At 73.3% G+C, this 19,697-nt stretch carries 17 protein-coding genes and 1 riboswitch; of the genes, 11 read left to right on the top strand and 6 right to left on the bottom strand.

Translation table 11 applies throughout. The features are described 5' to 3' along the window. Window positions 1-31: 31 nt before the first annotated feature. Window positions 32-153: riboswitch (cobalamin riboswitch) on the top strand. Between the two features lie 77 nt (window positions 154-230). Genes PZ894_RS16610 through PZ894_RS16590 form a run of 5 tightly spaced genes read left to right on the top strand, consistent with a single transcriptional unit; the run spans window position 231 to window position 5,616 of the window. After that, window positions 231-1,277 (top strand): hypothetical protein, encoded by a 1,047-nt coding sequence (locus tag PZ894_RS16610; RefSeq protein ID WP_275746489.1) that lies wholly within the window; start codon window positions 231-233, stop codon window positions 1,275-1,277. A gap of 4 nt (window positions 1,278-1,281) precedes the next feature. Beyond that, window positions 1,282-2,163, top strand: a complete 882-nt coding sequence (locus PZ894_RS16605; protein WP_275746487.1) for a hypothetical protein — start codon at window positions 1,282-1,284, stop codon at window positions 2,161-2,163. Further along, entirely contained in the window at window positions 2,163-3,257 is a 1,095-nt protein-coding gene (locus PZ894_RS16600; RefSeq protein WP_275746486.1) for an energy-coupling factor transporter transmembrane component T, read from the top strand. Before PZ894_RS16605 ends, PZ894_RS16600 begins: the two co-directional genes overlap by 1 nt. After that, the gene (locus PZ894_RS16595) at window positions 3,254-4,819 is read left to right on the top strand and encodes an ABC transporter ATP-binding protein (RefSeq protein ID WP_275746485.1); all 1,566 of its coding nucleotides are present in this window, start codon (window positions 3,254-3,256) and stop codon (window positions 4,817-4,819) included. The genes PZ894_RS16600 and PZ894_RS16595 overlap by 4 nt, the downstream gene beginning before the upstream one ends. Next, on the top strand, window positions 4,816-5,616 hold the full coding sequence (locus tag PZ894_RS16590; RefSeq protein ID WP_275746484.1) for an ECF transporter S component: 801 nt from the start codon (window positions 4,816-4,818) through the stop codon (window positions 5,614-5,616). The genes PZ894_RS16595 and PZ894_RS16590 overlap by 4 nt, the downstream gene beginning before the upstream one ends. On the opposite strand, the gene PZ894_RS16585 is transcribed toward PZ894_RS16590, so the two are convergent. The 3 genes from PZ894_RS16585 to PZ894_RS16575 all read right to left on the bottom strand — a co-directional run bounded on the left by PZ894_RS16585 (window position 5,603) and on the right by PZ894_RS16575 (window position 8,182). Then, window positions 5,603-6,766, bottom strand: coding sequence for a PQQ-dependent sugar dehydrogenase (locus tag PZ894_RS16585; RefSeq protein ID WP_275746482.1), 1,164 nt, complete (start codon window positions 6,764-6,766; stop codon window positions 5,603-5,605). The genes PZ894_RS16590 and PZ894_RS16585 overlap by 14 nt on opposite strands. A 35-nt stretch (window positions 6,767-6,801) precedes the next feature. Further along, window positions 6,802-7,011, bottom strand: a complete 210-nt coding sequence (locus PZ894_RS16580; RefSeq protein WP_275746480.1) for a hypothetical protein — start codon at window positions 7,009-7,011, stop codon at window positions 6,802-6,804. A 295-nt stretch (window positions 7,012-7,306) separates the two neighbouring features. Next, the gene (locus PZ894_RS16575; RefSeq protein ID WP_275746479.1) at window positions 7,307-8,182 is read right to left on the bottom strand and encodes an EamA family transporter; all 876 of its coding nucleotides are present in this window, start codon (window positions 8,180-8,182) and stop codon (window positions 7,307-7,309) included. A gap of 47 nt (window positions 8,183-8,229) precedes the next feature. Between PZ894_RS16575 and PZ894_RS16570 the strand changes: the two genes are divergently transcribed. Next, complete coding sequence (locus PZ894_RS16570) at window positions 8,230-9,318, top strand: exo-alpha-sialidase (protein ID WP_275746478.1); 1,089 nt, start codon at window positions 8,230-8,232, stop codon at window positions 9,316-9,318. Between the two features lie 26 nt (window positions 9,319-9,344). Then, complete coding sequence (locus tag PZ894_RS16565; RefSeq protein ID WP_275746477.1) at window positions 9,345-9,809, top strand: SRPBCC family protein; 465 nt, start codon at window positions 9,345-9,347, stop codon at window positions 9,807-9,809. A gap of 305 nt (window positions 9,810-10,114) precedes the next feature. On the opposite strand, the gene PZ894_RS16560 is transcribed toward PZ894_RS16565, so the two are convergent. Both PZ894_RS16560 and PZ894_RS16555 read right to left on the bottom strand, forming a co-directional pair. Beyond that, window positions 10,115-12,676, bottom strand: coding sequence for a glycosyl hydrolase family 65 protein (locus PZ894_RS16560; protein ID WP_275746476.1), 2,562 nt, complete (start codon window positions 12,674-12,676; stop codon window positions 10,115-10,117). A gap of 67 nt (window positions 12,677-12,743) precedes the next feature. Continuing rightward, window positions 12,744-13,451 carry a beta-phosphoglucomutase family hydrolase gene (locus tag PZ894_RS16555; protein ID WP_275746550.1) on the bottom strand — a complete coding sequence of 236 codons (708 nt, stop codon included), beginning with the start codon at window positions 13,449-13,451 and terminating at the stop codon, window positions 12,744-12,746. Between the two features lie 43 nt (window positions 13,452-13,494). On the opposite strand from PZ894_RS16555, the gene ilvD reads away from it, so the two are divergent. Together ilvD and PZ894_RS16545 are read left to right on the top strand one after the other, a co-directional pair. After that, window positions 13,495-15,198 (top strand): dihydroxy-acid dehydratase, encoded by a 1,704-nt coding sequence (gene ilvD, locus PZ894_RS16550; protein WP_275746474.1) that lies wholly within the window; start codon window positions 13,495-13,497, stop codon window positions 15,196-15,198. A gap of 12 nt (window positions 15,199-15,210) precedes the next feature. Continuing rightward, window positions 15,211-16,176: a hypothetical protein gene (locus tag PZ894_RS16545; RefSeq protein ID WP_275746472.1), complete on the top strand. Its 966-nt coding sequence runs from the start codon at window positions 15,211-15,213 to the stop codon at window positions 16,174-16,176. Here the strand turns inward: PZ894_RS16545 and PZ894_RS16540 are convergent. Continuing rightward, the gene (locus PZ894_RS16540; protein WP_275746471.1) at window positions 16,163-17,056 is read right to left on the bottom strand and encodes an aldose 1-epimerase family protein; all 894 of its coding nucleotides are present in this window, start codon (window positions 17,054-17,056) and stop codon (window positions 16,163-16,165) included. The two genes, PZ894_RS16545 and PZ894_RS16540, sit on opposite strands and share 14 nt — an antisense overlap. 38 nt (window positions 17,057-17,094) lie before the next feature. Here PZ894_RS16540 and xylB point away from each other — a divergent pair, with 38 nt between their 5' ends. Both xylB and PZ894_RS16530 read left to right on the top strand, forming a co-directional pair. Further along, entirely contained in the window at window positions 17,095-18,492 is a 1,398-nt protein-coding gene (gene xylB / locus PZ894_RS16535; protein WP_275746469.1) for a xylulokinase, read from the top strand. Next, window positions 18,489-19,694 (top strand): aminotransferase class V-fold PLP-dependent enzyme, encoded by a 1,206-nt coding sequence (locus PZ894_RS16530; protein ID WP_275746468.1) that lies wholly within the window; start codon window positions 18,489-18,491, stop codon window positions 19,692-19,694. Before xylB ends, PZ894_RS16530 begins: the two co-directional genes overlap by 4 nt. Window positions 19,695-19,697 lie beyond the last annotated feature (3 nt).

Below are 19,697 nucleotides of genomic sequence, written 5' to 3'. Positions count from 1 at the left end.
ACGACCCGTGCGGGATATGCTGCCCGGGCACACACCAATGCACGCCCGTGGTGGGGGAAGCCGGTCCGAGTCCGGCGCTGACCCGCAACCGTAGGCCGACCCGCAACCGTGGAACGGCGAGCCGGAGCACCCGTCACGACGCGTCCTGATCACACGCTGTCGTGGAAAGCAGCGGGTGGCCGCCGGGAGAGGGATCCGGGCCCCCGCTGGAGCAGCGGGAAGGAAACCCCATGACTCGCACACTTCGCCTCGCCGCGGGCCTCGTCTCGGGCACGGTCGCGCTCGGGCTCGCGGTCGGCACGATGGCCGCCGCCTCGGCGGCACCGGACGACAGGTCCGCCGCCTGGCTGGCCAAGCAGCCCGAGAAGGGCGTCGTCTCCGTCACCTCGGACGGCTTCACGTTCGACGACTACGGGCTGACGGCCGACCTCGGCACCGCGCTGTCGGTCATCGGCGGCCAGAAGAAGACGGTCCGCCAGGTCGACCGGGCGCTCCAGAAGCACGTCGACAGCTGGACCACCGGCGTCGACTTCGGCAGCCGCGACGTCTTCGCCGGCTCCGCCGCCAAGGCCCTCGTCTTCGCCCAGACGGTCGGCGCGGACCCGAAGGACTTCGGCGGCGTCAACCTCGTCAAGCGGGTCGCCGGCCGGGTCAGCACCGAGAAGGGCATCGTCGGCCGCGTCCAGGACAAGACCGCCGACACCGACTACGCCAACGTCATCGGCCAGTCGTACGCAGCGGCCGGGCTCAGCGAGGCCGGGTCGAGGAAGGCGCGGCCCGCCGTACGCTTCCTGCTCCGCCAGCAGTGCGCGCCCGGCTACTTCCGGCTTCTGTTCGCCGACGCCGACGCGAAGGACCAGACCTGCGACGGAGCGAGGAAGAGGGACCGGAAGGCCGACACCGACGCCACCGCGCTCGCCGTGCTCAACCTGCAGTCGATCGACAAGCCCTCACGTGCCGTCGAGTCCGCGGTCGACGCCGCGGTCGCGTGGCTGGTGCAGCAGCAGAAGGCCGACGGCAGCCTCGGGGGCGGCACGGCGACCAAGGGCCGCAACAGCAACAGCACCGGTCTCGGCGCCTGGGCGCTCGGCCGCGCGGGGAAGTGCGACGCCGCCGAGGACGCGGCGGCGTGGGTCAACGGGCTGCGTCGCGGTAGCGGCGCGATCGCGTACGACGAGGCCGCGGAGAAGGCCGGCATCCGCAAGGCGACGCTGGGCCAGTGGGTGCGTGCCACGGCGCAGGCCGCCCCGGGCCTGCGGTACCTCTCGGGCTGCTGAGCCGATGGCTCGGAGGGCGCTCCAGCTCGTCGTCGCGGTGTTCCTCGCCGCGGCGGCGGGCCTGGTGCTGCCCTCCGGGCCCGCTGCCGCCGCGACCTGCTCGGGCGCCGACGGGGTCAGCGTGGTCGTCGACTTCCACGAGCTCGGAGGCGGCGTGCAGAGCGCCTGTGTCACCGACGGCGGCGGCCGCAACGCCGCCTCGCTCTTCGAGGCGGCCGGCTTCGCCCTCGACTTCGTGCAGCGACAGCCGGGGTTCGTGTGCCGCGTGTCCGGCCAACCGGCGTCCGACCCGTGCGTGAACACGCCGCCGGCGGACGCCTACTGGGGGCTCTACTGGGCCGACGGCGCCACGAGCCGGTGGACCTACGCCACGCTCGGCGCCGGCTCCCAGACCGTGCCCGACGGCGGGTCCGTGGCGCTCTCCTGGACCGGCAGCTCCGCCCGGTCCCAGCCTGGTATCGCTCCCGCCGTCCACCAGAAGGCCTCGTCGCCGTCCGCCGAGCCGACCCAGAAGCCGACCCGGAAGCCGACCCCGAAGCCGACCCCGAAGCCCTCCGCCACGCCCACGCCCACGGCGAGCGCGAGTGCCAGCACGGCCCCGAGCCCGACGCCCACCGAGCCCACCGAGCCGACCGCAGTCACCACGGCGACCAGGAAGCCGGCGGGCAAGGCATCCGGGCGGCCGACCGTCGATCCCGGGAAGCCGACGAAGTCGCCGGGCGGCGTGGACTCCGAGATGCTGCCCGAGGACGGAGAGACGACGCCGACGGCCGCCGAGTCCGACGACGACGGACTGCCCACCTGGGTGGGACCGACCGTCGTGGCGGTGCTCTTCGCGGCCGGCGCCGCCGTCGCCGTCGTACGCCGGCGCAGGACGCCGAGCTGATGCCGCGCGACCTGCACCCGGTCGCCTGGTGGTTGTGGGCGCTCGGCCTCGCGACCGCCGCGTCGTTCACGACGAACCCGCTCATCCTGCTGATGCTGATCGGGGTCGCGGCGCTGGTGGTCTCGCTGCGCCGCTCGGACCAGCCGTGGGGGCGAACCTTCCGGCTCTACGTCTGGCTCGGCGTCGCGATCATCGTGATCCGGGTGGTCTTCCGGGTGGTCTTCGGCGGCTGGGTCGGCGGCCGGGTCCTGCTCGACCTGCCCGGGGTCCCGCTGCCCGACTCGGTCGCCGGCATCACCCTCCTCGGGCCGCTCTACGCGGAGGCGCTGCTCTTCGCGCTGTACGACGGGCTGCGGCTCGCGACGATCGTGATCTGCGTCGGGGCGGCCAACTCGCTCGCGAACCCCAAGCGGCTGCTCCGCAGCGTGCCGCCCGCCCTCTACGAGATCGGCACGGCGCTGGTGGTCGCGGTGACGGTGCTGCCGCAGTTCGCCGAGAGCGTGCGACGGGTGCGCGCGGCGCAGTCGCTGCGCGCGGGGGAGACCGGGCGGGTCGGGCGGCTGCGTCGGCTGCTGGTCCCGGTCCTCGAGGACGCGCTCGAGCGGTCGCTCGCGCTCGCCGCCGGCATGGACACCCGCGGGTACGGCCGCGCCGGCGGCGCGACCCCGGCCCAGCGCCGGGTGACCGGGACGCTGATGCTGGCGGGCCTGGTCGGCATCTGCGTCGGCACCTACGCCGTCCTCGACCGCACCGCGCCGCGGCTCCTCGCGCTGCCCATGCTCGGGCTCGGCGCCGCCGCCGCGGTCGCGGGGCTGCTCAGCGCGGGGCGCCGGGTGGAGCGCACCCGCTACCGTCCCGACCCGTGGCGCTGGCCCGAGCTGGTCGTGGTCGCGTCCGGTGTCGTCGTCGGTGCGCTCGGCTGGTGGATGAGCCGCCACGAGGTCGCCGTCGCCTACCCGCCGCTCGACGCGGTCCCGACCCTCAGCGTCGCCGCGCTCGTCGCGGGTGCGGTCGCGCTGCTCGGCCCGCTCTGCTCGCCGCCGCAGTCGCGCGCAGCGCTCGCCGTACCCGCCCCCGAGGAGGTCGCCGCGTGATCGAGCTGCGCGCGATCCGGTTCGGGTACGACGACGCCGCTCCGGTGCTCACCGACGTCGACCTGCACGTCGACGAGGGCGAGCTGGTGCTGGTCTCCGGGCCGACCGGGGTCGGCAAGTCGACCCTGCTCGGCATCGTCACCGGCCTGGTGCCGCGCTTCTCGGGCGGCACCCTCGACGGCGACGTGCTGCTCGACGGCGTCAGCATCGTCCGCAGGCCGCCGCGGGAGCGCGCGCACGCGATCGGGTACGTCGGGCAGAACCCCGCCGCCGGGTTCGTCACCGACACCGTCGAGGAGGAGCTCGCCTACGGCATGGAGCAGCTCGGGCTGCCCCCGGAGACGATGCGCCGCCGGGTCGAGGAGACGCTCGACCTGCTCGGCATCGCCGACCTGCGCCATCGCGACCTGCGCACGCTGTCGGGCGGCCAGCAGCAGCGGGTGGCGATCGGCGCGGTGCTGACCATGCACCCGCGGCTCCTCGTGCTCGACGAGCCGACGTCGGCACTAGATCCGACCGCGGCCGAGGAGGTGCTGGCGACGCTGACTCGACTGGTGCACGACCTCGGCGTCTCGGTGCTGCTGGCCGAGCACCGGCTGGAGCGTGTGGTGCCGTTCGTCGACCGGATGTGCCTGCTCACCGGTGACGGTCGGGTGACCGTCGGCGCGCCCGGCGAGCTCCTGGTCACCTCGCCGGTGGTGCCGCCGATCGTCGAGCTCGGCCGCGCGGCCGGATGGGACCCGCTGCCGCTCAGCGTCCGCGACGCCCGCCGCCGGGCGCGTGGCCTCCGACTCGCCGCTCCGCCGGTCGCCACCGAACCCGAGGCGACGCCCGCCGCCGTCGTACGCCGCCTCGACGTGGTGCACGGCCACACCGTCGCCGTCCGCGCACTCGACCTCGCCCTCGGCGCCGGCCGGGTCACCGCGCTGATGGGCCGCAACGGATCGGGCAAGTCGTCGCTGCTGTGGGCGGTGCAGGGGAGCGGACGGCGTACGTCGGGGAGCGTGGACGTCGACGGCCGCGACCCGGCCGGCCTCGAGCCCGCGGAGCGGCGTGCGCTCGTCGGCCTGGTGCCCCAGAACGCGGCCGACCTGCTCTACCTCGAGACCGTCGACCAGGAGTGCGCGGCCGCCGACGGTGGCAGCGGCGCTTGCCGGGCGCTGCTCGACCGGCTCGTGCCGGGCATCCCGGGCGACCAGCACCCACGCGACCTGTCGGAGGGGCAGCGGCTCGCCCTCGCGCTCGCCCTCGTGCTGGTGTCGCGGCCCCGGCTGCTGCTGCTCGACGAGCCGACGCGTGGGCTCGACTACGCCGCCAAGCACGTGCTGGCGGGCATCCTGCGCGGCCTCGCCGGCGACGGCCACGCGGTGCTCGTCGCGACGCACGACGTGGAGTTCGTGGCGCAGGCCGCCGACGACGTGGTCGTGCTCGCCGAGGGCGAGGTCGTGTCGTCCGGGCCGGTGCGCCGGGTGGTCGCCGAGTCCCCCGCCTTCGCCCCGCAGGTCACCAAGGTGCTCGGCGCGCCGTGGCTGCGCGTCGACGAGGTCGTGGCGGCGCTGTGAACCCCGCCGTCCGCGTCTCCCCGCGCTCGGCCGCGGTGCTCGGCGTCGCGTCGTTCGGCGGGCTGATGATGCTCTGCTGGCCGCTGCTGCTGCGCGCGGGCACGGGGGAGAGGGTCGACCCGCCGTTCCTCTTCCTCGTCCTGCTGCCGGTCGTGATCGCGGTGGTGCTCGCCGAGCTCAACGAGGGCGGCCTCGACCCGCGCGTGCTCGCGATCCTCGGCGTGCTCAGCGCCGCCGGCGCGATCCTGCGCGGCGTCTCGCCCGGCACGGCCGGGGTCGAGCTCACCTTCTTCCTGCTGGTCCTCGGGGGACGGGTCTTCGGGCCGGGCTTCGGGTTCGTGCTCGGCTGCACCACGCTCTTCGCCTCGGCGCTGATGACGGCCGGCGTCGGGCCGTGGCTGCCCTACCAGATGCTATGCGCGGCCTGGGTCGGCATGGGCGCCGGACTGCTGCCGCGCCGGCTCACCGGGCGCGCCGAGATCGCCGTACTGGCGGCGTACGCCGTGGCCGCGTCGTACCTCTTCGGGATCTTCATGAACCTCTCCGGCTGGCCCTTCATCGCCGGCATCGCGGTGGAGGGCCACGAGGGCTCGCTGTCCTACGTGCCGGGTGCGCCGGTGCTCGACAACCTGCACGCGTTCCTCGTCTACACGCTGCTGACCTCGACCGGCAGCTGGGACACCGTGCGCGCGATCACCACCGCCGTGGCGATCGTGGTGCTCGGGCCTGCGATCCTGGCCGCCCTGCGCCGCGGCGCCCGGCGCGCCACCGTGACCGGTGTCGTCAGGGGCGGATGACCAGGATCCGGTCGTCGTTCTCGGCGGGGTCTCCGCGGCCGTCGCGGTTGCTCGTCGACACCCACAGGTTGCCGTCGGGCGCGACGACGACGGTGCGCATCCGGCCGTAGTCGCCCACGAAGAAGTCCTGCGGGTCGCCGGCCCGGTCGCCGTCGGTCTCGATCCGCCAGAGCCGCTCGCCACGCAGCGACGCGAGCCACAGGTGTCCGTCGAGGTACGCGAGGCCGGACGGCGACGCCACGTCGGTGTCCCACACGACCTGCGGGTCGACCAGGTCGTCGCCGCCCTGGTCACCGGCCCGGCCCTCGACCATCGGCCAGCCGTAGTTGCGTCCGCGCTCGATCAGGTTGAGCTCGTCGAACCGGTTATCGCCGAACTCCGACGCCCACAGGCGCCCGTCGGCGTCGAAGGCCAGACCCTGCACGTTGCGGTGACCGAACGACCAGATCGGCGATCCCGGGAACGGGTTGTCGGGAGCCGGCTTGCCGTCGACGGTGATCCGCAGGATCTTGCCGGCGGTGGTGCCCTTGTCCTGGGCGAGCTCGGGCTGACCCGTCTCGCCGGTGGAGGCGTAGAGGTAGTTGTCGGGCCCGAACGCCAGGCGGCCGCCGTCGTGGATGTGCCCCTGCGGGATGCCGTCGAGGATGACCCGCGGCGTGCCGAGCCTGCCGTCGCGCAACGGCGCCTTGACGATGCGGTTGTCGCCGTCGGTGCTGAAGTAGAAGAACAGCATCCGGTCGCGGTCGAACGACGGCGACACCGCGACGCCGAGGAGCCCCGCCTCGCCGCCGAGGTCGCCGAGCCCCACGGCGTCCTCGATGCTGCCGATCTCGCGCACGTCGTACGACGGCGCCTCGAGCAGCAGGACCCGCGTGCTGTCCCGCTCGGTGACGACCGCGTCGCCGTTCGGAAGGAACGCGATGCCCCACGGCGTCGCCAAGCCGGTCGCGATCGTGTCGACGACCTTCGGTGGGCCGAGGTCGTCGTCGGGGCTCTCCGACGGCGGGATGCTGGGCGGCTCGCTCGTCGGGCTCTGCGTCGGCACCGTGCTCGCGGTGTCGGCCGGCTCCTCGTCGCCGTCGTCGCCGCAGGCGGTGAGTCCGACCGCGACGAGCGCGACCACGCTGACCAGGGCGGCGCGGCGTCTCATGAGGAAACCCTACGCGGCCCGTCCCCAGTCGCCGCTCAGCCGTGGACGACCTCGAGTGCTTGCTCCCGGTGCAGCGCCGCGAGGAACTCCTCGACATCGTCGAGCTCCGCGCGCCGCTGGGCGAGGGCGGTGCAGGCGATCATGGCGTTGCGTCGGGACCGCTTCTGGGACGCGACCGGCCATCGTCGTACCGCGGCCACGGCATGCACGAGCGGGCGGGTGGGATGGAGCGCTTCCAGGTGCACCGCGGCCTCCGCTGTGTGTCCCGAGTGACGACGTGGGCCCACGCTAGGCCGCCGCCCGACGCTCGCGGGTCAACGTGGTGTGACGGTTGCGTGAACTCGAGCGGGTTGCGCTGACGACCCCGCCGGCCGTGGCCGACGGGGTGCTGGTCAGCCGATGTTGAAACCGGTGGCCCGGTGTTTCGAGACAGGCGCTAGCGCGCTTTCCTCAACCACCGAGTGGCGCGTGCGGTAGTTTCGAGACAGGCGCCAGGGCGCCTTCCTCAACCACCGGGGAGCCACCTCCCGCTGGCGCTCCTCAGTCGGGGGCCGGCGCGACCGTGCGGGCCGACCTGGTGGCGCCGACGGACGCGACGATGATGCACACCATGGCCAGCCACTGTTGCAGGCTGAGGAACTCCTGGAGCACCAGGATGCCGGCGAGCGCCGCGGCGGCCGGCTCGAGGCTCATCAGGATCGAGAACACCGACGGCCGGATGGTGCGCAGGGCGACCATCTCGCAGCTGTAGGGGATCACCGACGAGAGCAGGCCGACCGCGGCGCCGATCAGCAGGATGCGCAGGTCGAGGAGGTCGGAGCCGCCGGTGCCGACCGCGGCCGGGGTGAGCAGGAGCGTGGCCACCACCGACGCCACGGCGAGGCCGTCGATCCCCGGCCAGCGGCGGCCGGTCTGCGCGCTGAGGAGGATGTACGACGCCCACATCGCGCCGGCCAGCAGCGCGAAGAGGGCGCCGGCGAGGCTGACCGAGCCGCTGCCGCCGGCGAGGCCGAGGACGGCGACGCCGATCGCCGCGAAGGCCACCCAGAGCAGGTCCTGGAGCCGCCGGGAGCCGACGACCGCGAGGGTCAGCGGACCGAGGAACTCGAGGGTGACGGCGACCCCGAGGGGGATGCGCAGGAAGGACTGGTAGATCGCCCAGTTCATGATGCCGAGCGACGCACCCAGCCCGATCGCCACCAGCCAGTCGGATCGCGTCTTGCCGCGCAGCGCGGGCCGGGCGACGAGTGTCAGCACCACGGCGCTCGTGACGAGCCGCAACCACACGATCGTGGTGGGCGCCACCTCGTCGAAGAGCGACTTGGCGACGCCGGCGCCGACCTGCACGGACAGGATGCCGATCAGCACCAGCCAGACGGGGGAGACCACGCGGAGCGATGAGTTCCGGGTGGCCACCGGGTCAATCTAGACGGCAGAGTAGGTCCACCGGATCGGAGAGCGAGATGGCGAAGCGGACAGTGCTCATGGTGGGGACCCGCAAGGGTCTGTGGCTCGGCGCGTCGGACGAGGCGAGAGAGGAGTGGGAGTTCACCGGCCCGCACTTCGACATGGAGGAGGTCTACTCCTGCATGGTCGACAAGCGCGGCGACCGGCCGCGACTGCTGGTCGGCTCGTCGTCGAGCTGGACCGGTCCCCAGGTCTGGCGCTCCGACGACCTGGGCGCGGCCTGGCAGGAGACCCCCAACGGCGCGGTGCGGTTCCCCGAGGACACCGACGCCAAGGTCGAGCGGATCTGGCAGCTGGTGCCCGGGTGCGAGGACGGCGTGGTGTACGCCGGGACGGAGCCGGGCGCGGTGTTCCGGTCGACCGACGGCGGCGAGACCTTCGCGCTCGAGCGGGGGCTGTGGGACCACCCGCACCGTCCCGAGTGGAACGCCGGCTTCGGGGGTCAGGCGTTCCACACCGTGCTGCCGCACCCGACCGACCCGCTGAGCGTCACCGCGGCGATCAGCACCGGCGGCGTCTACCAGACCGGCGACGGCGGTCTGAGCTGGCAGCCGCGCAACCAGGGCATCTGCGCCGTGTTCCTGCCCGAGGGGCAGCAGTACCCCGAGTTCGGCCAGTGCGTGCACAAGGTGACCCGGCACCCGTCCCGACCGGAGCGGATGTACCTGCAGAACCACGGCGGTGTCTACCGCTCCGACGACCACGGCAAGTCCTGGTCCTCGATCGCCGACGGGCTCCCCGCGGAGTTCGGGTTCCCGATCGTGGTGCACCCGCACGAGCCCGACACCGTCTACGTCTTCCCGCTCAGCGACAGCGCCGGCCGGTACCCGACCGACGCGAAGGCCCGCGTGTGGCGCTCGCGGGACGCCGGCGAGACCTGGGAGGAGCTCGGCCGGGGCCTGCCCGAGTCCTTCTACGTCGCCGTCATGCGCGACGCGATGTGCGCCGACGACCACGACACGCCCGGCGTCTATCTCGGCGCCCGCAACGGCGCCGTCTGGGGCTCGGCCGACGAGGGCGACACCTGGCGCGAGATCGTCAAGGACCTGCCCGACGTCATGTGCGTGCGGGCCGCAGCCGTCTGACCCCGCCGACCAGAGGGAGGAACCGCATGGGCAGCTACGAGGTGGTGCGCACGACCACGGTCGCGGCCGAGCCGGCCCGCGTCCACGCGTTGATCGACGACTTCCACGCATGGCGCGAGTGGTCGCCGTGGGAGGACGCCGATCCCGACCTCGCCCGCACCTACAGCGGCCCCGACAAGGGTGTCGGGGCGCACTACGCGTGGAGCGGCAACCGCAAGGCCGGGCAGGGGAGCATGGAGATCACCGGGTCGACCCCCGAGCGGGTCGACGTCGAGCTGATCTTCATGAAGCCGTTCTCGGCGACCAACGCGGTGACCTTCGAGCTCACCCCCGACGGCAGCGGCGGCACGGCCGTCGAGTGGCGGATGCGCGGCGAGCAGAAGGGGTTCTGGGGCTTCGTCGGTCGCTTCATGAACATGGACAAGCTCGTCGGCGGCGACTTCGAGAAGGGACTGGCCCGGCTCAAGGTCGCCGCCGAGTCGTCGGGCTAGCCGGCGCCGGCGCGACCCCAGGCGACCCTGTAACGGGGTGTTGTGTCGTCTGCTGACCCGTCATGACGGGCCCGAAGACGCCACAACACCCCGTGACAGCTGCGCGGCGGGTTCGACCCCGGCGGACCGTCCGAAGCCCGGCTAGTGTCGTGCGTCGGATGTTGTTGAACGGTTGGCGTGCTCAGGGTGCGTGCGCTGCAAGGCGCCGGAGCGACGCCATACCCGCCCGTCTCGCGAGCTTCGGCAACGTAGCAGAGCGCGTGCCATGTGTGCGCGAAGCGCACAGGAACTTCCGACGCGCGGCACTAGACCGGTGGCATCGGCAGGTCCGGCTGGTACGCCGGGATCTCGCCGGTGGGCTCCATCTCGTCGGGCAGCTGGATCGGCTCCGGCACGCCGGCGGTGATGGTGCTGCCGTCCGCGCGGGTGCCGCCGATGACCGGGCGGTCGCCGAGCAGCCCGTCGATGCGGTCACCTTGGTCGGGGAGCGGCACGACGACCGGGGCGCCAGGCGTGACGTCGTACGGCGTGCCGCGAACGGTGACGGGGACCTTGCCCTCGCCCGAGGAGATCGAGAAGCGCACCTGCTCCTGGCCGAGCTCGACCAGCATCCGGGTGCCGCGCCAGCAGAGCCGGAAGGTCAGCGACGGCCAGCCCTGCGGCAGTCTCGGGTCGAACGACAGCTCGCCGCCGTAGTCGCGCATGCCGCCGAAACCGTGCACCAGCGCGCTCCACACGCCACCGGTCGACGCGACGTGCAGGCCGTCGACGGTGTTGTGGTGGAGGTCGGCCAGGTCGACGTAGAGCGCCTGGTGGAAGTAGTCGAGCGCGGCCTCGTGGTAGCCGACCTCGGCGGCGATCACGGACTGCACGACCGCCGACAGCGTCGAGTCGCCGGTGGTGATCGGGTCGTAGTACTCGAAGTCGGCGCGCTTCTCCTCCATCGTGAACCGGTCGCCCTGGAGGAAGAGCGCCAGCACGACGTCTGCCTGCTTGAGCACCTGGAACCGGTAGATCACCAGCGGGTGGTAATGCAGCAGCAGCGGCCGCGTCTCGGGCGGCGTCCGGGAGAGGTCCCACACCTCGCGGTCGAGGAAGAAGTCGTCCTGCGGGTGGATGCCGAGACCGGCGTCGAACGGGATCGTCATGCCCTCCGCACAGCGCTGCCACTCCTCGACCTCGTCGTCGGTGATGCCGAGGCGGGCCGAGACCCGCACCCAGCCCTGGGGGTCGTGGGCGCGGATCCGGTGGACGGCGATCGCGGCCTGCTCGAGGTTGAAGCGCGCCATCACGTTCGTGAACAGGTTGTTGTTCACGACGGTCGTGTACTCGTCGGGGCCGGTGACGCCGTGGATGTGGAACGTCGGCTCGCCGTTGCTGCGCCAGAACCCGAGCTCGGCCCACATCCGGGCGGTCTCGACCAGGATGTCGATGCCCTCGCGGACCAGGAAGCCGGCGTCGTCGGTCGCCCGGACGTACTTCATCAGGGCGTGCGCCACGTCGGCGTCGATGTGCACCTGGGCCGAGCCGGCGGCGTAGTAGGCCGACGCCTCCTCGCCGTTGATCGTGCGCCACGGGTAGAGCGCGCCGGTCTGCGCCATCTCGCGCGCCCGGTCACGCGCGGCGGGCAGCATCACCGACCGGAAGTGGAGCGCGTTCCGCGCCACCTCGGGCGAGGTGTAGGTGAGGAACGGCAGGACGTAGACCTCGCTGTCCCAGAAGTAGTGGCCCTCGTAGCCGGAGCCGGTGACGCCCTTGGCCGGGATGCCGATGCCGTCGATGCGCGCGGTGGCCTGCGCGAGCGAGAACAGGTTGAAGCGGATCGCCTGCTGCACCGCCCGGTGCTGGGGGGTGGGCGTCGCGATCTCGACGTCAGCGGCCGCCCAGAAGTCGGCGTACCACTGCCGCTGGTCGGCGACGTAGTGGGCGACCCCGTAGCCGCCGGCCCGGTCGAGCGTGCGGTCGCAGCGGTCGGAGAGCTCGCGGACGGGTACGCCGCGCGAGGAGTGGTAGGACACCAGCTTCTCGAGCCGGGTCGTGGTGCCCTCGGTCGCGTCGATGCGGTAGACCATCTTGGCCCGGTCCTCGTCGGCGCGCGCGACGACGTCGTGGACGTCGGTGGTGGTGAGCCGGTGGTCGGCCGCGACCGCGATCGTCATCCCGGAGTTGGCGCACTGGTAGCCGAGCAGCATCCGGTCGTCGTTCGCGTAGTGCAGGCGCGGCAGCAGCACCCGGTCGGGAAACGCGCCGGCCTTGCGCGGGTCGACGTGGTCGGCGGTCGTGGAGATGCGGCCGTGGTACTCGTCGCGGCCGTCCTGGCGATTGAGGATCTGCGAGGAGATGACGATCGGGGCCTCGCCCTTGAGCATCGTGACCTCGAGCGTCATCACGGCGAGGTGGCGCTGGGTCATCGACACCATGCGCGTGGTGTCGACCTGCACGAGCTTGCCCGACGGCGTGCGCCAGACCAGGCTGCGGCGCAGCACGCCGTCACGAAAGTCGAGGCAGCGCTCGTAGTGCTCGAGGTCGGAGGTGCCGAACGTGAGCGGCTCGTCGTCGACGTAGAGCTTGAGGACCTTCGTGTCGGGGACGTTGACGATCGTCTGCCCCGTGCGGGCGAAGCCGAACGCCGCCTCCGCGTGCCGGATCTCCCACGTCTCGTGGAAGCCGTTGACGTAGGAGCCGTTGGAGTACGACGGGCGGCCCTCCTCGGGGTTGCCGCGGATCCCGAGGTAGCCGTTCGCGACGGCGAAGAGCGTCTCGGTCAGCCCGAGGTCGACCGGGTTGTAGCTGGTCTCGACCAGGCTCCACTCGTCGACCGGGAAGCGGCCGCGGTCGAGCGGGTCGGGTCCGACGCGGCGGCTCATGCGGGGTCCCCGCGGAATCGTGGGCTGGAGGAGCGAAGCGGGGGAAGTCCGCGATTTCGTGGGGTGTTCATGCCGCGTCCTGGGGGACGAGGTCGGCCAGGTCGCGCACGACGACGTCGGCACCCGCCTCGGTCAGGCTGGCGGCGCCCGCGCCGCGGTCGACGCCGACGACCAGGCCGAACTCGCCCGCGCGGCCCGCGCGCACGCCCGAGAGCGCGTCCTCGAGCACGACCGCCCTGGCCGCCGAGGAGCCGAGCGCCTCGGCCGCGTGCACGAACGTGTCGGGGGCCGGCTTGCCGCGCAGGCCGAGCTCACGCGCGACGGCGCCGCTGACGACCGTCCCGAAGCGGTCGAGCACACCGGCGGACTCGAGCACCGCCGGCGCGTTGGCCGACGAGGAGACGACGCCGAGCGGCAGGCCGAGGCCGCGCAGGTGGTCGAGGAGCAGCACCGAGCCGGGGTACGGCGTGACGCCGTCGCGCTCGAGGACCTCGTTGAAGGCGTCGTTCTTGCGGTCGCCGAGCTCGACGACCCGCTCCTCCGGTGCCTCGACGCCGCGGGACGTGAGGAAGTCGCGGACCCCGTCGTAGCGCGGCTTGCCGTCGACGTGGGCGAAGTAGTCGGCGTCGGTGTACGGCGTGCGGTCGCCCGGTCCGTCGTACTCCTCCAGGAAGGCGTTGAACATCTCCGACCACGCGCGCATGTGGACCTCGGCGGTCGGGGTGATGACGCCGTCGAGGTCGAACAGCACCGCGTCGTACTCGGCCCAGATCACGGTCACGGGAAAATGCTAGAGCCTCTCGGCCTAGGCTTTGCGCATGAGCGATCCCCGGCCTGCCGCAGACATCAAGCCCCGCTCCCGCGACGTCACCGACGGCCTCGAGCGCGCCGCCGCCCGTGGCATGCTCCGCGCGGTGGGGATGGGCGACGACGACTTCGCCAAGCCGCAGGTCGGCGTCGCGTCGAGCTGGAACGAGATCACTCCCTGCAACCTGTCGCTGCAGCGCCTGGCCCAGGCGGTGAAGAACGGCGTGCACGCGGCCGGCGGCTACCCCCTCGAGTTCGGCACGATCTCCGTCTCCGACGGCATCTCGATGGGCCACGAGGGCATGCACTTCTCGCTGGTGTCGCGCGAGGTGATCGCCGACTCGGTCGAGACGGTGATGATGGCCGAGCGTCTCGACGGCTCGGTGCTGCTCGCCGGCTGCGACAAGTCGCTGCCCGGCATGCTGATGGCGGCCGCGCGGCTCGACCTCGCGAGCGTCTTCCTCTACGCCGGCTCGACCATGCCGGGCCAGGTCGACGGCAACGACGTGACGATCATCGACGCCTTCGAGGCGGTCGGCGCCTGCCTGGCGGGCAAGATCAGCCGCGAGGAGGTGGATCGCATCGAGCGCGCGATCTGCCCCGGCGAGGGGGCGTGCGGCGGGATGTACACCGCCAACACGATGGCGGCGGTCGCCGAGGCGATCGGCATGTCGCTGCCCGGGTCGGCCGCGCCGCCGGCCGTCGACCGCAGGCGTGACGGCTTCGCGCACCGGTCCGGCGAGGCGGTCGTCGACCTGCTGCGCCACGGCATCACCGCGCGCCAGATCATGACCAAGGAGGCGTTCGAGAACGCGATCGCCGTCGTGATGGCGCTCGGCGGCTCGACCAACGCGGTCCTGCACCTGCTGGCGATCGCCCGCGAGGCCGACGTCGACCTGACCCTCGACGACTTCAACCGGGTCGGTGACAAGGTGCCGCACCTCGGCGACCTCAAGCCGTTCGGCCGCTACGTGATGAACGACGTCGACAAGATCGGCGGCATCCCGGTCGTGATGAAGGCGCTGCTCGACGCGGGCCTGATGCACGGCGACTGCCTGACGGTGACCGGCCGGACGATGGCCGAGAACCTCGCCGACCTCGCCCCGCCCAGCCTCGACGGCGACGTGCTCCGCGACCTCGACCGGCCGATCCACGCGACCGGCGGCCTCACGATCCTCAGGGGCTCGCTCGCCCCCGAGGGCGCCGTCGTCAAGAGCGCCGGGTTCGACGAGTCGGTCTTCACGGGCACGGCGCGGGTCTTCGACGGCGAGCGCGCCGCGATGGACGCCCTCGAGCGCGGCGAGATCAGGCCGCGCGACGTGGTCGTGATCCGCTACGAGGGCCCCAAGGGCGGTCCGGGCATGCGGGAGATGCTCGCGATCACCGGTGCGATCAAGGGTGCGGGGCTCGGCAAGGACGTCCTGCTGATCACCGACGGGCGCTTCTCCGGCGGTACGACGGGCCTGTGCGTCGGGCACATCGCACCCGAGGCCGTCGACGGCGGTCCGATCGCGTTCCTGCGCGACGGCGACCAGATCACCCTCGACGTGGCCAACCGGCTGCTCGACGTCGAGGTCGGCGGCCCCGACGCCGACGCGGAGTGGGAGAAGCGCAAGGTCGGCTGGGAGCCGAACCCGCCGAAGTACACCCGCGGCGTGCTCGGCAAGTACGCGAAGATCGTGCAGTCCGCCGCGCACGGCGCGATCACAAGCTGACCGCCGACCACGATGGAGCAACCCGACCACCGCGGGCCGGTCCTCTTCCTCGTCCTGCTGGCGCTGGTCGCGCTGATCGTCGTCGCCTGGGGAGCCGGCCGTGGCGAGGCGGAGGACGTGCCCCGGGTCGAGCCCGCCGCGGCGGTGGTGGAGCCTCCGGTGGCCGAGCCGCCGGCGGCAGCCCGCCCGGTGCCCGAGCTGCCCGGCGGCGGCACGCGGATCTTCGCGGGCAACCGGTTCCTGGTCGCCTACTACGGGACCGCGCAGACGGCCGCGCTCGGCGTGCTCGGCGAGAGCGACCCCGACACGATGGACCGCCGGCTGCGCCGTGCGGCCGCGCCGTTCCGGCGTCCGGGGCTCCCGATGCGGCACGTCTACGAGCTGATCGTCACCGTCGCCGACGCGTCACCGGGGCCCGACGGCAACTACAGCCACGACATCCCGCGCGCGGAGGTGCGGCGCTACCTCCGCGCCGCGCACCGCAACCACGCCCTCCTGCTGCTCGACGTCCAGCCGGGCCGCTCCGGATTCCTCGAGACCGCCCGGCGCTGGGAGTGGGCGCTGCGCGACCCGTGGGTCGGCCTCGCGCTCGACCCGGAGTGGCGCATGGGCCCGCACGAGGTGCCCGGTCGCACCATCGGCCAGGTTCGCGCGCGTGAGGTCAACAGGACCTCGGCGTGGCTGGCCCGGCTCGCCACGGACCGGGGCCTGCCGGAGAAGCTCTTCGTGCTGCACCAGTTCCGCACCGACATGATCCCGGACGTCGCCGGCGTCCGGCCCCGGGCGAACCTCTCGATGGTCCAGCACGTCGACGGCTTCGGCACTCGGCAGCAGAAGCTGGCGACCTATCACCACGTCGCCCGGCCGCGGCAGTTCGCGATGGGCTTCAAGCTCTTCTACGACGAGGACGTGCGCCGGATGGGGCCGCGCCAGGTGCACGCCATCCGCCCGAGGGTGCGGTTCGTCAGCTTCCAGTGATCGTGAACGACACCGTGTGCGTGTCGCCCGGCTCGAGCACGATCAGGTCGATGCCGGAGCGGAACGCGTCCGGCGGGCCGGTCGTCGGCTCGACCGCGAGCGACTCGCGCACCCCCCAGGGCAGCGGGTCGCCGGTGAAGACGTGCAGCCACCCGAGGCCGTCGCCGACGGTCAGCCGCACCTCGCGGCCGGAGTCGGGGTCGGCGAGGACGGCGGTCGAGCCGGCGGCCACGCCGCCGAACGGGTGGTCCAGCTCCAGGTCGCCGATCACGTGCGGCTCCCGGAAGTCGTACGCCGTGCCGTCGACCGACGTCGCGGGCGACGGCAGGCCCCGGTCGCTCATCTCGCAGCGCGTGTCGGCCGGCAGGGTCAGCACGCACTCGTCGACGCGACGTCCGACGGTCAGGTAGGGGTGCAGCCCGGTGCCGTACGGCGCGGGGGAGCCGCTCGCGTTGGTCGCGGTCAGGCTGATCGTGAGCCCGTCGTCGCCGAGCGCGTAGTCGACCTCGAGGTCGAGCGACCACGGGTAGCCCACCTGGGCGGGCAGCTCGTGGCGCAGCACCACCCGGTCGCCGGTGTGCTCGGCCACGGTCCACGCCACCCAGTGCGCGAGGCCGTGCAGCGCGTTGCGCCGGGCCGGCTCGGAGAGCGCGAGCTGGTGGGCGTGGCCGTCGAAGTCGTAGGCGCCGTCGCCGACCCGGTTGGGCCACGGCATCAGCACGGCGCCGCGGAAGTTCGCGCAGATCTCGCCCGACGGCGTGCCCGCGACGAGGTCCACCCCGTCGCGGGTGAGCACGCGCAGGCACGCGCCGACCGTGACGATCTCGGCCCGGTAGGGACCGTGGGAGAGGGCAAGCGGGAGGCCCGCGGCGGCACGCACGGAGCACACCTTGGCACACGACTCGTTAGGGTCTGCTCGTGCCACTCGTCGCGGGGGTCGACTCCTCCACCCAGTCCTGCAAGGTCGTCGTCTGTGACGCCGACAGCGGCGAGCTCGTCCGCAGCGGAGCGGCCGCGCACCCCGACGGCACCGAGGTCGCGCCCGAGGCGTGGTGGGACGCGCTGCAGGCGGCGATCGCCGCTGCCGGCGGGATCGACGACGTCGAGGCGGTGGCCGTCGGTGGTCAGCAGCACGGCATGGTCTGCCTGGACGACTCGGGCGCCGTCGTACGCCCGGCGCTGCTGTGGAACGACACCCGGTCCGCGCAGGCCGCCCTCGACCTGATCGACGAGCTCGGCGGCGCGCGGGCCTGGGTGGACGCGGTCGGCCTGGTCCCGGTCGCGTCGTTCACCGTCACCAAGCTGCGCTGGCTGCGCGACCACGAGCCCGACCACGCGCGTCGTACGGCGGCGGTGTGCCTGCCCCACGACTACCTGACCTGGCGGCTGGCCGGCTCGCTCCCGCTGGACGCGCTGGTCACCGACCGGGGTGACGCCAGCGGCACCGGCTACTGGTCGCCGCAGACCGAGGACTACCGCCGCGACCTGCTCGAGCTCGGCCTCGGACACGACGCGATCGTGCCGCGGGTGCTGGCTCCGGCCGAGGCCGGTCCGTCGACCCCGACCGGAGCCGTCCTCGGCCCGGGCACCGGCGACAACGCCGGTGCCGCGCTGGGCCTCGGGGCCGTCGCGGGCGACGTCGTCGTCTCGATCGGCACCTCGGGCGTCGCCTGCGCCGTCGCCGACCGGCCGGTCGGCGACGTGACGGGCGCGGTCGCCGGCTTCGCCGATGCCACCGGCCGCTTCCTGCCGCTGGTCGCCACGCTCAACGCCGCGCGCGTGCTCGACGCCGCCGGCCGCATGCTCGGCGCCTCCCACGCGGAGCTCTCCGACCTCGCGCTCGCCGCGCCGGCCGGCGCCGGCGGCCTCGCCCTCGTGCCCTACCTCGAGGGCGAGCGCACCCCCAACCGGCCCGACGCCACCGGCGCCATCCACGGGCTGCGGCTCGAGACCGCCACCCCGGCCCACCTCGCCCGCGCCGCCGTCGAGGGCATGATCTGCGGCCTCGCCGACGCCGTCGACGCGGTCCGCGCGCTCGGCACCCCCGTCGAGCGGGTCATCCTCGTCGGCGGAGCCGCCCGGTCGCAGGCCGTCCGCGAGATCGCCTCGGCCGTCCTCGGCCTGCCGGTGACGGTGCCCGAGGCGGGGGAGTACGTCGCGCGCGGCGCCGCCAGGCAGGCCGCGTGGGTGCTCGCGGGTGGCGCCGATCCGCCCGACTGGCCGCTCGCCGGCGTCGTCGAGACGCGGGTCGATCCGACGCCCGCGGTCCGTGAGCGCTACGCCGAGGTGCGTGACCTGACGGCGCGACGCCCATGACCCACCTCCTGGACGCGGCCGACCCGCTGGCGGCGTACCGCGACCGCTTCGTCGGCGCCGAGACCTCGCTCGTCTACTTCGACGGCAACTCGCTCGGCCGGCCGCTGAAGGCGACCGGGCCGCGGCTCGCCCGCTTCGTCGAGGAGGAGTGGGGCGGCCGGCTGATCCGCGGCTGGGACGAGGGCTGGCTCGAGCTGCCGGAGCGGATCGGCGACGACCTCGGCCGCGTCGTGCTCGGCGCGGCGCCCGGGCAGACGACGATCGGCGACTCGACGACCGTGCTCCTCTACAAGCTGATGCGGGCCGCGGTCGCCGCGCGGCCGGGCCGCACCGAGATCGTCATCGACCGCGACAACTTCCCGACCGACCGCTACGTCGCAGCCGGGGTCGCCGAGGAGTGCGGCCTGACCCTGCGCTGGATCGACGTCGACCCGGCCGCCGGTGTGACGCCCGAGCTGCTGGCGGAGGCGGTCGGGCCGCGGACGGCGCTCGTCGTGCTGTCTCAGGTCTCGTACCGGTCGGCGTGGATCGCCGAAGCGGCCGGGCTGACCCGCATCGCCCACGAGGCGGGCGCCCTGATCCTCTGGGACCTCTGCCACTCGGCCGGCGCGGTGCCGGTCTCGCTCGACGAGTGGGACGTCGACCTGGCCGTCGGATGCACGTACAAGTACCTCAACGGCGGTCCCGGGTCGCCGGCCTTCTGCTACGTCGCCGACCGGCTGCTCGGCGAGCTGACGCAGCCGGTCCAGGGCTGGCTCGGGTCCGCCGACCCGTTCCTGATGGGTCCGACGTACGCGCCCGCGCCCGGCATCCGCCGCTTCCAGTCCGGCACCCCGCCCATCGTCGGCATGCTCGCGATGCGGGGCATGGTCGCGCTGATCGAGGAGGCCGGCATCGCCGCCGTGCGCGAGAAGTCCGTCGCGCTCACGACGTACGCCGTCGAGCTCGCCGACGAGGTGCTCGCACCGGCGGGGGTCGTGCTCGGCTCGCCGCGCGACCCTGCGCGGCGCGGTGGTCACGTGACCCTCAACCACCCGCTGATGCGGGAGGCCACTGCCGCGCTGTGGGCGCGCGACGTGATCCCCGACTACCGCGACCCCGGTGGCCTGCGCCTCGGGCTGTCGCCGCTGTCGACGTCGTTCGCCGAGGTCGAGCGCGGCATGGAACTCGTTCGCGAGACGCTCGACGGCCTGACAGCCTGACCC

Source organism: Nocardioides sp. YIM 152315 (assembly GCF_029210375.1).
Lineage (GTDB): Bacteria > Actinomycetota > Actinomycetes > Propionibacteriales > Nocardioidaceae > Nocardioides.
This window is presented reverse-complemented; position numbering and strand designations above follow the sequence as displayed.

Bases quoted from the DNA above. Each gene is read 5' to 3' on its own strand.
- PZ894_RS16610 (WP_275746489.1), top strand. From the start codon at position 231: ATGACTCGCACACTTCGCCTCGCCGCGGGCCTCGTCTCGGGCACGGTC.
- PZ894_RS16605 (WP_275746487.1), top strand. From the start codon at position 1,282: ATGGCTCGGAGGGCGCTCCAGCTCGTCGTCGCGGTGTTCCTCGCCGCG.
- PZ894_RS16600 (WP_275746486.1), top strand. From the start codon at position 2,163: ATGCCGCGCGACCTGCACCCGGTCGCCTGGTGGTTGTGGGCGCTCGGC.
- PZ894_RS16585 (WP_275746482.1), bottom strand. From the start codon at position 6,766: ATGAGACGCCGCGCCGCCCTGGTCAGCGTGGTCGCGCTCGTCGCGGTC.
- PZ894_RS16570 (WP_275746478.1), top strand. From the start codon at position 8,230: ATGGCGAAGCGGACAGTGCTCATGGTGGGGACCCGCAAGGGTCTGTGG.
- PZ894_RS16565 (WP_275746477.1), top strand. From the start codon at position 9,345: ATGGGCAGCTACGAGGTGGTGCGCACGACCACGGTCGCGGCCGAGCCG.
- PZ894_RS16560 (WP_275746476.1), bottom strand. From the start codon at position 12,676: ATGAGCCGCCGCGTCGGACCCGACCCGCTCGACCGCGGCCGCTTCCCG.
- ilvD (WP_275746474.1), top strand. From the start codon at position 13,495: ATGAGCGATCCCCGGCCTGCCGCAGACATCAAGCCCCGCTCCCGCGAC.
- PZ894_RS16545 (WP_275746472.1), top strand. From the start codon at position 15,211: ATGGAGCAACCCGACCACCGCGGGCCGGTCCTCTTCCTCGTCCTGCTG.
- PZ894_RS16530 (WP_275746468.1), top strand. From the start codon at position 18,489: ATGACCCACCTCCTGGACGCGGCCGACCCGCTGGCGGCGTACCGCGAC.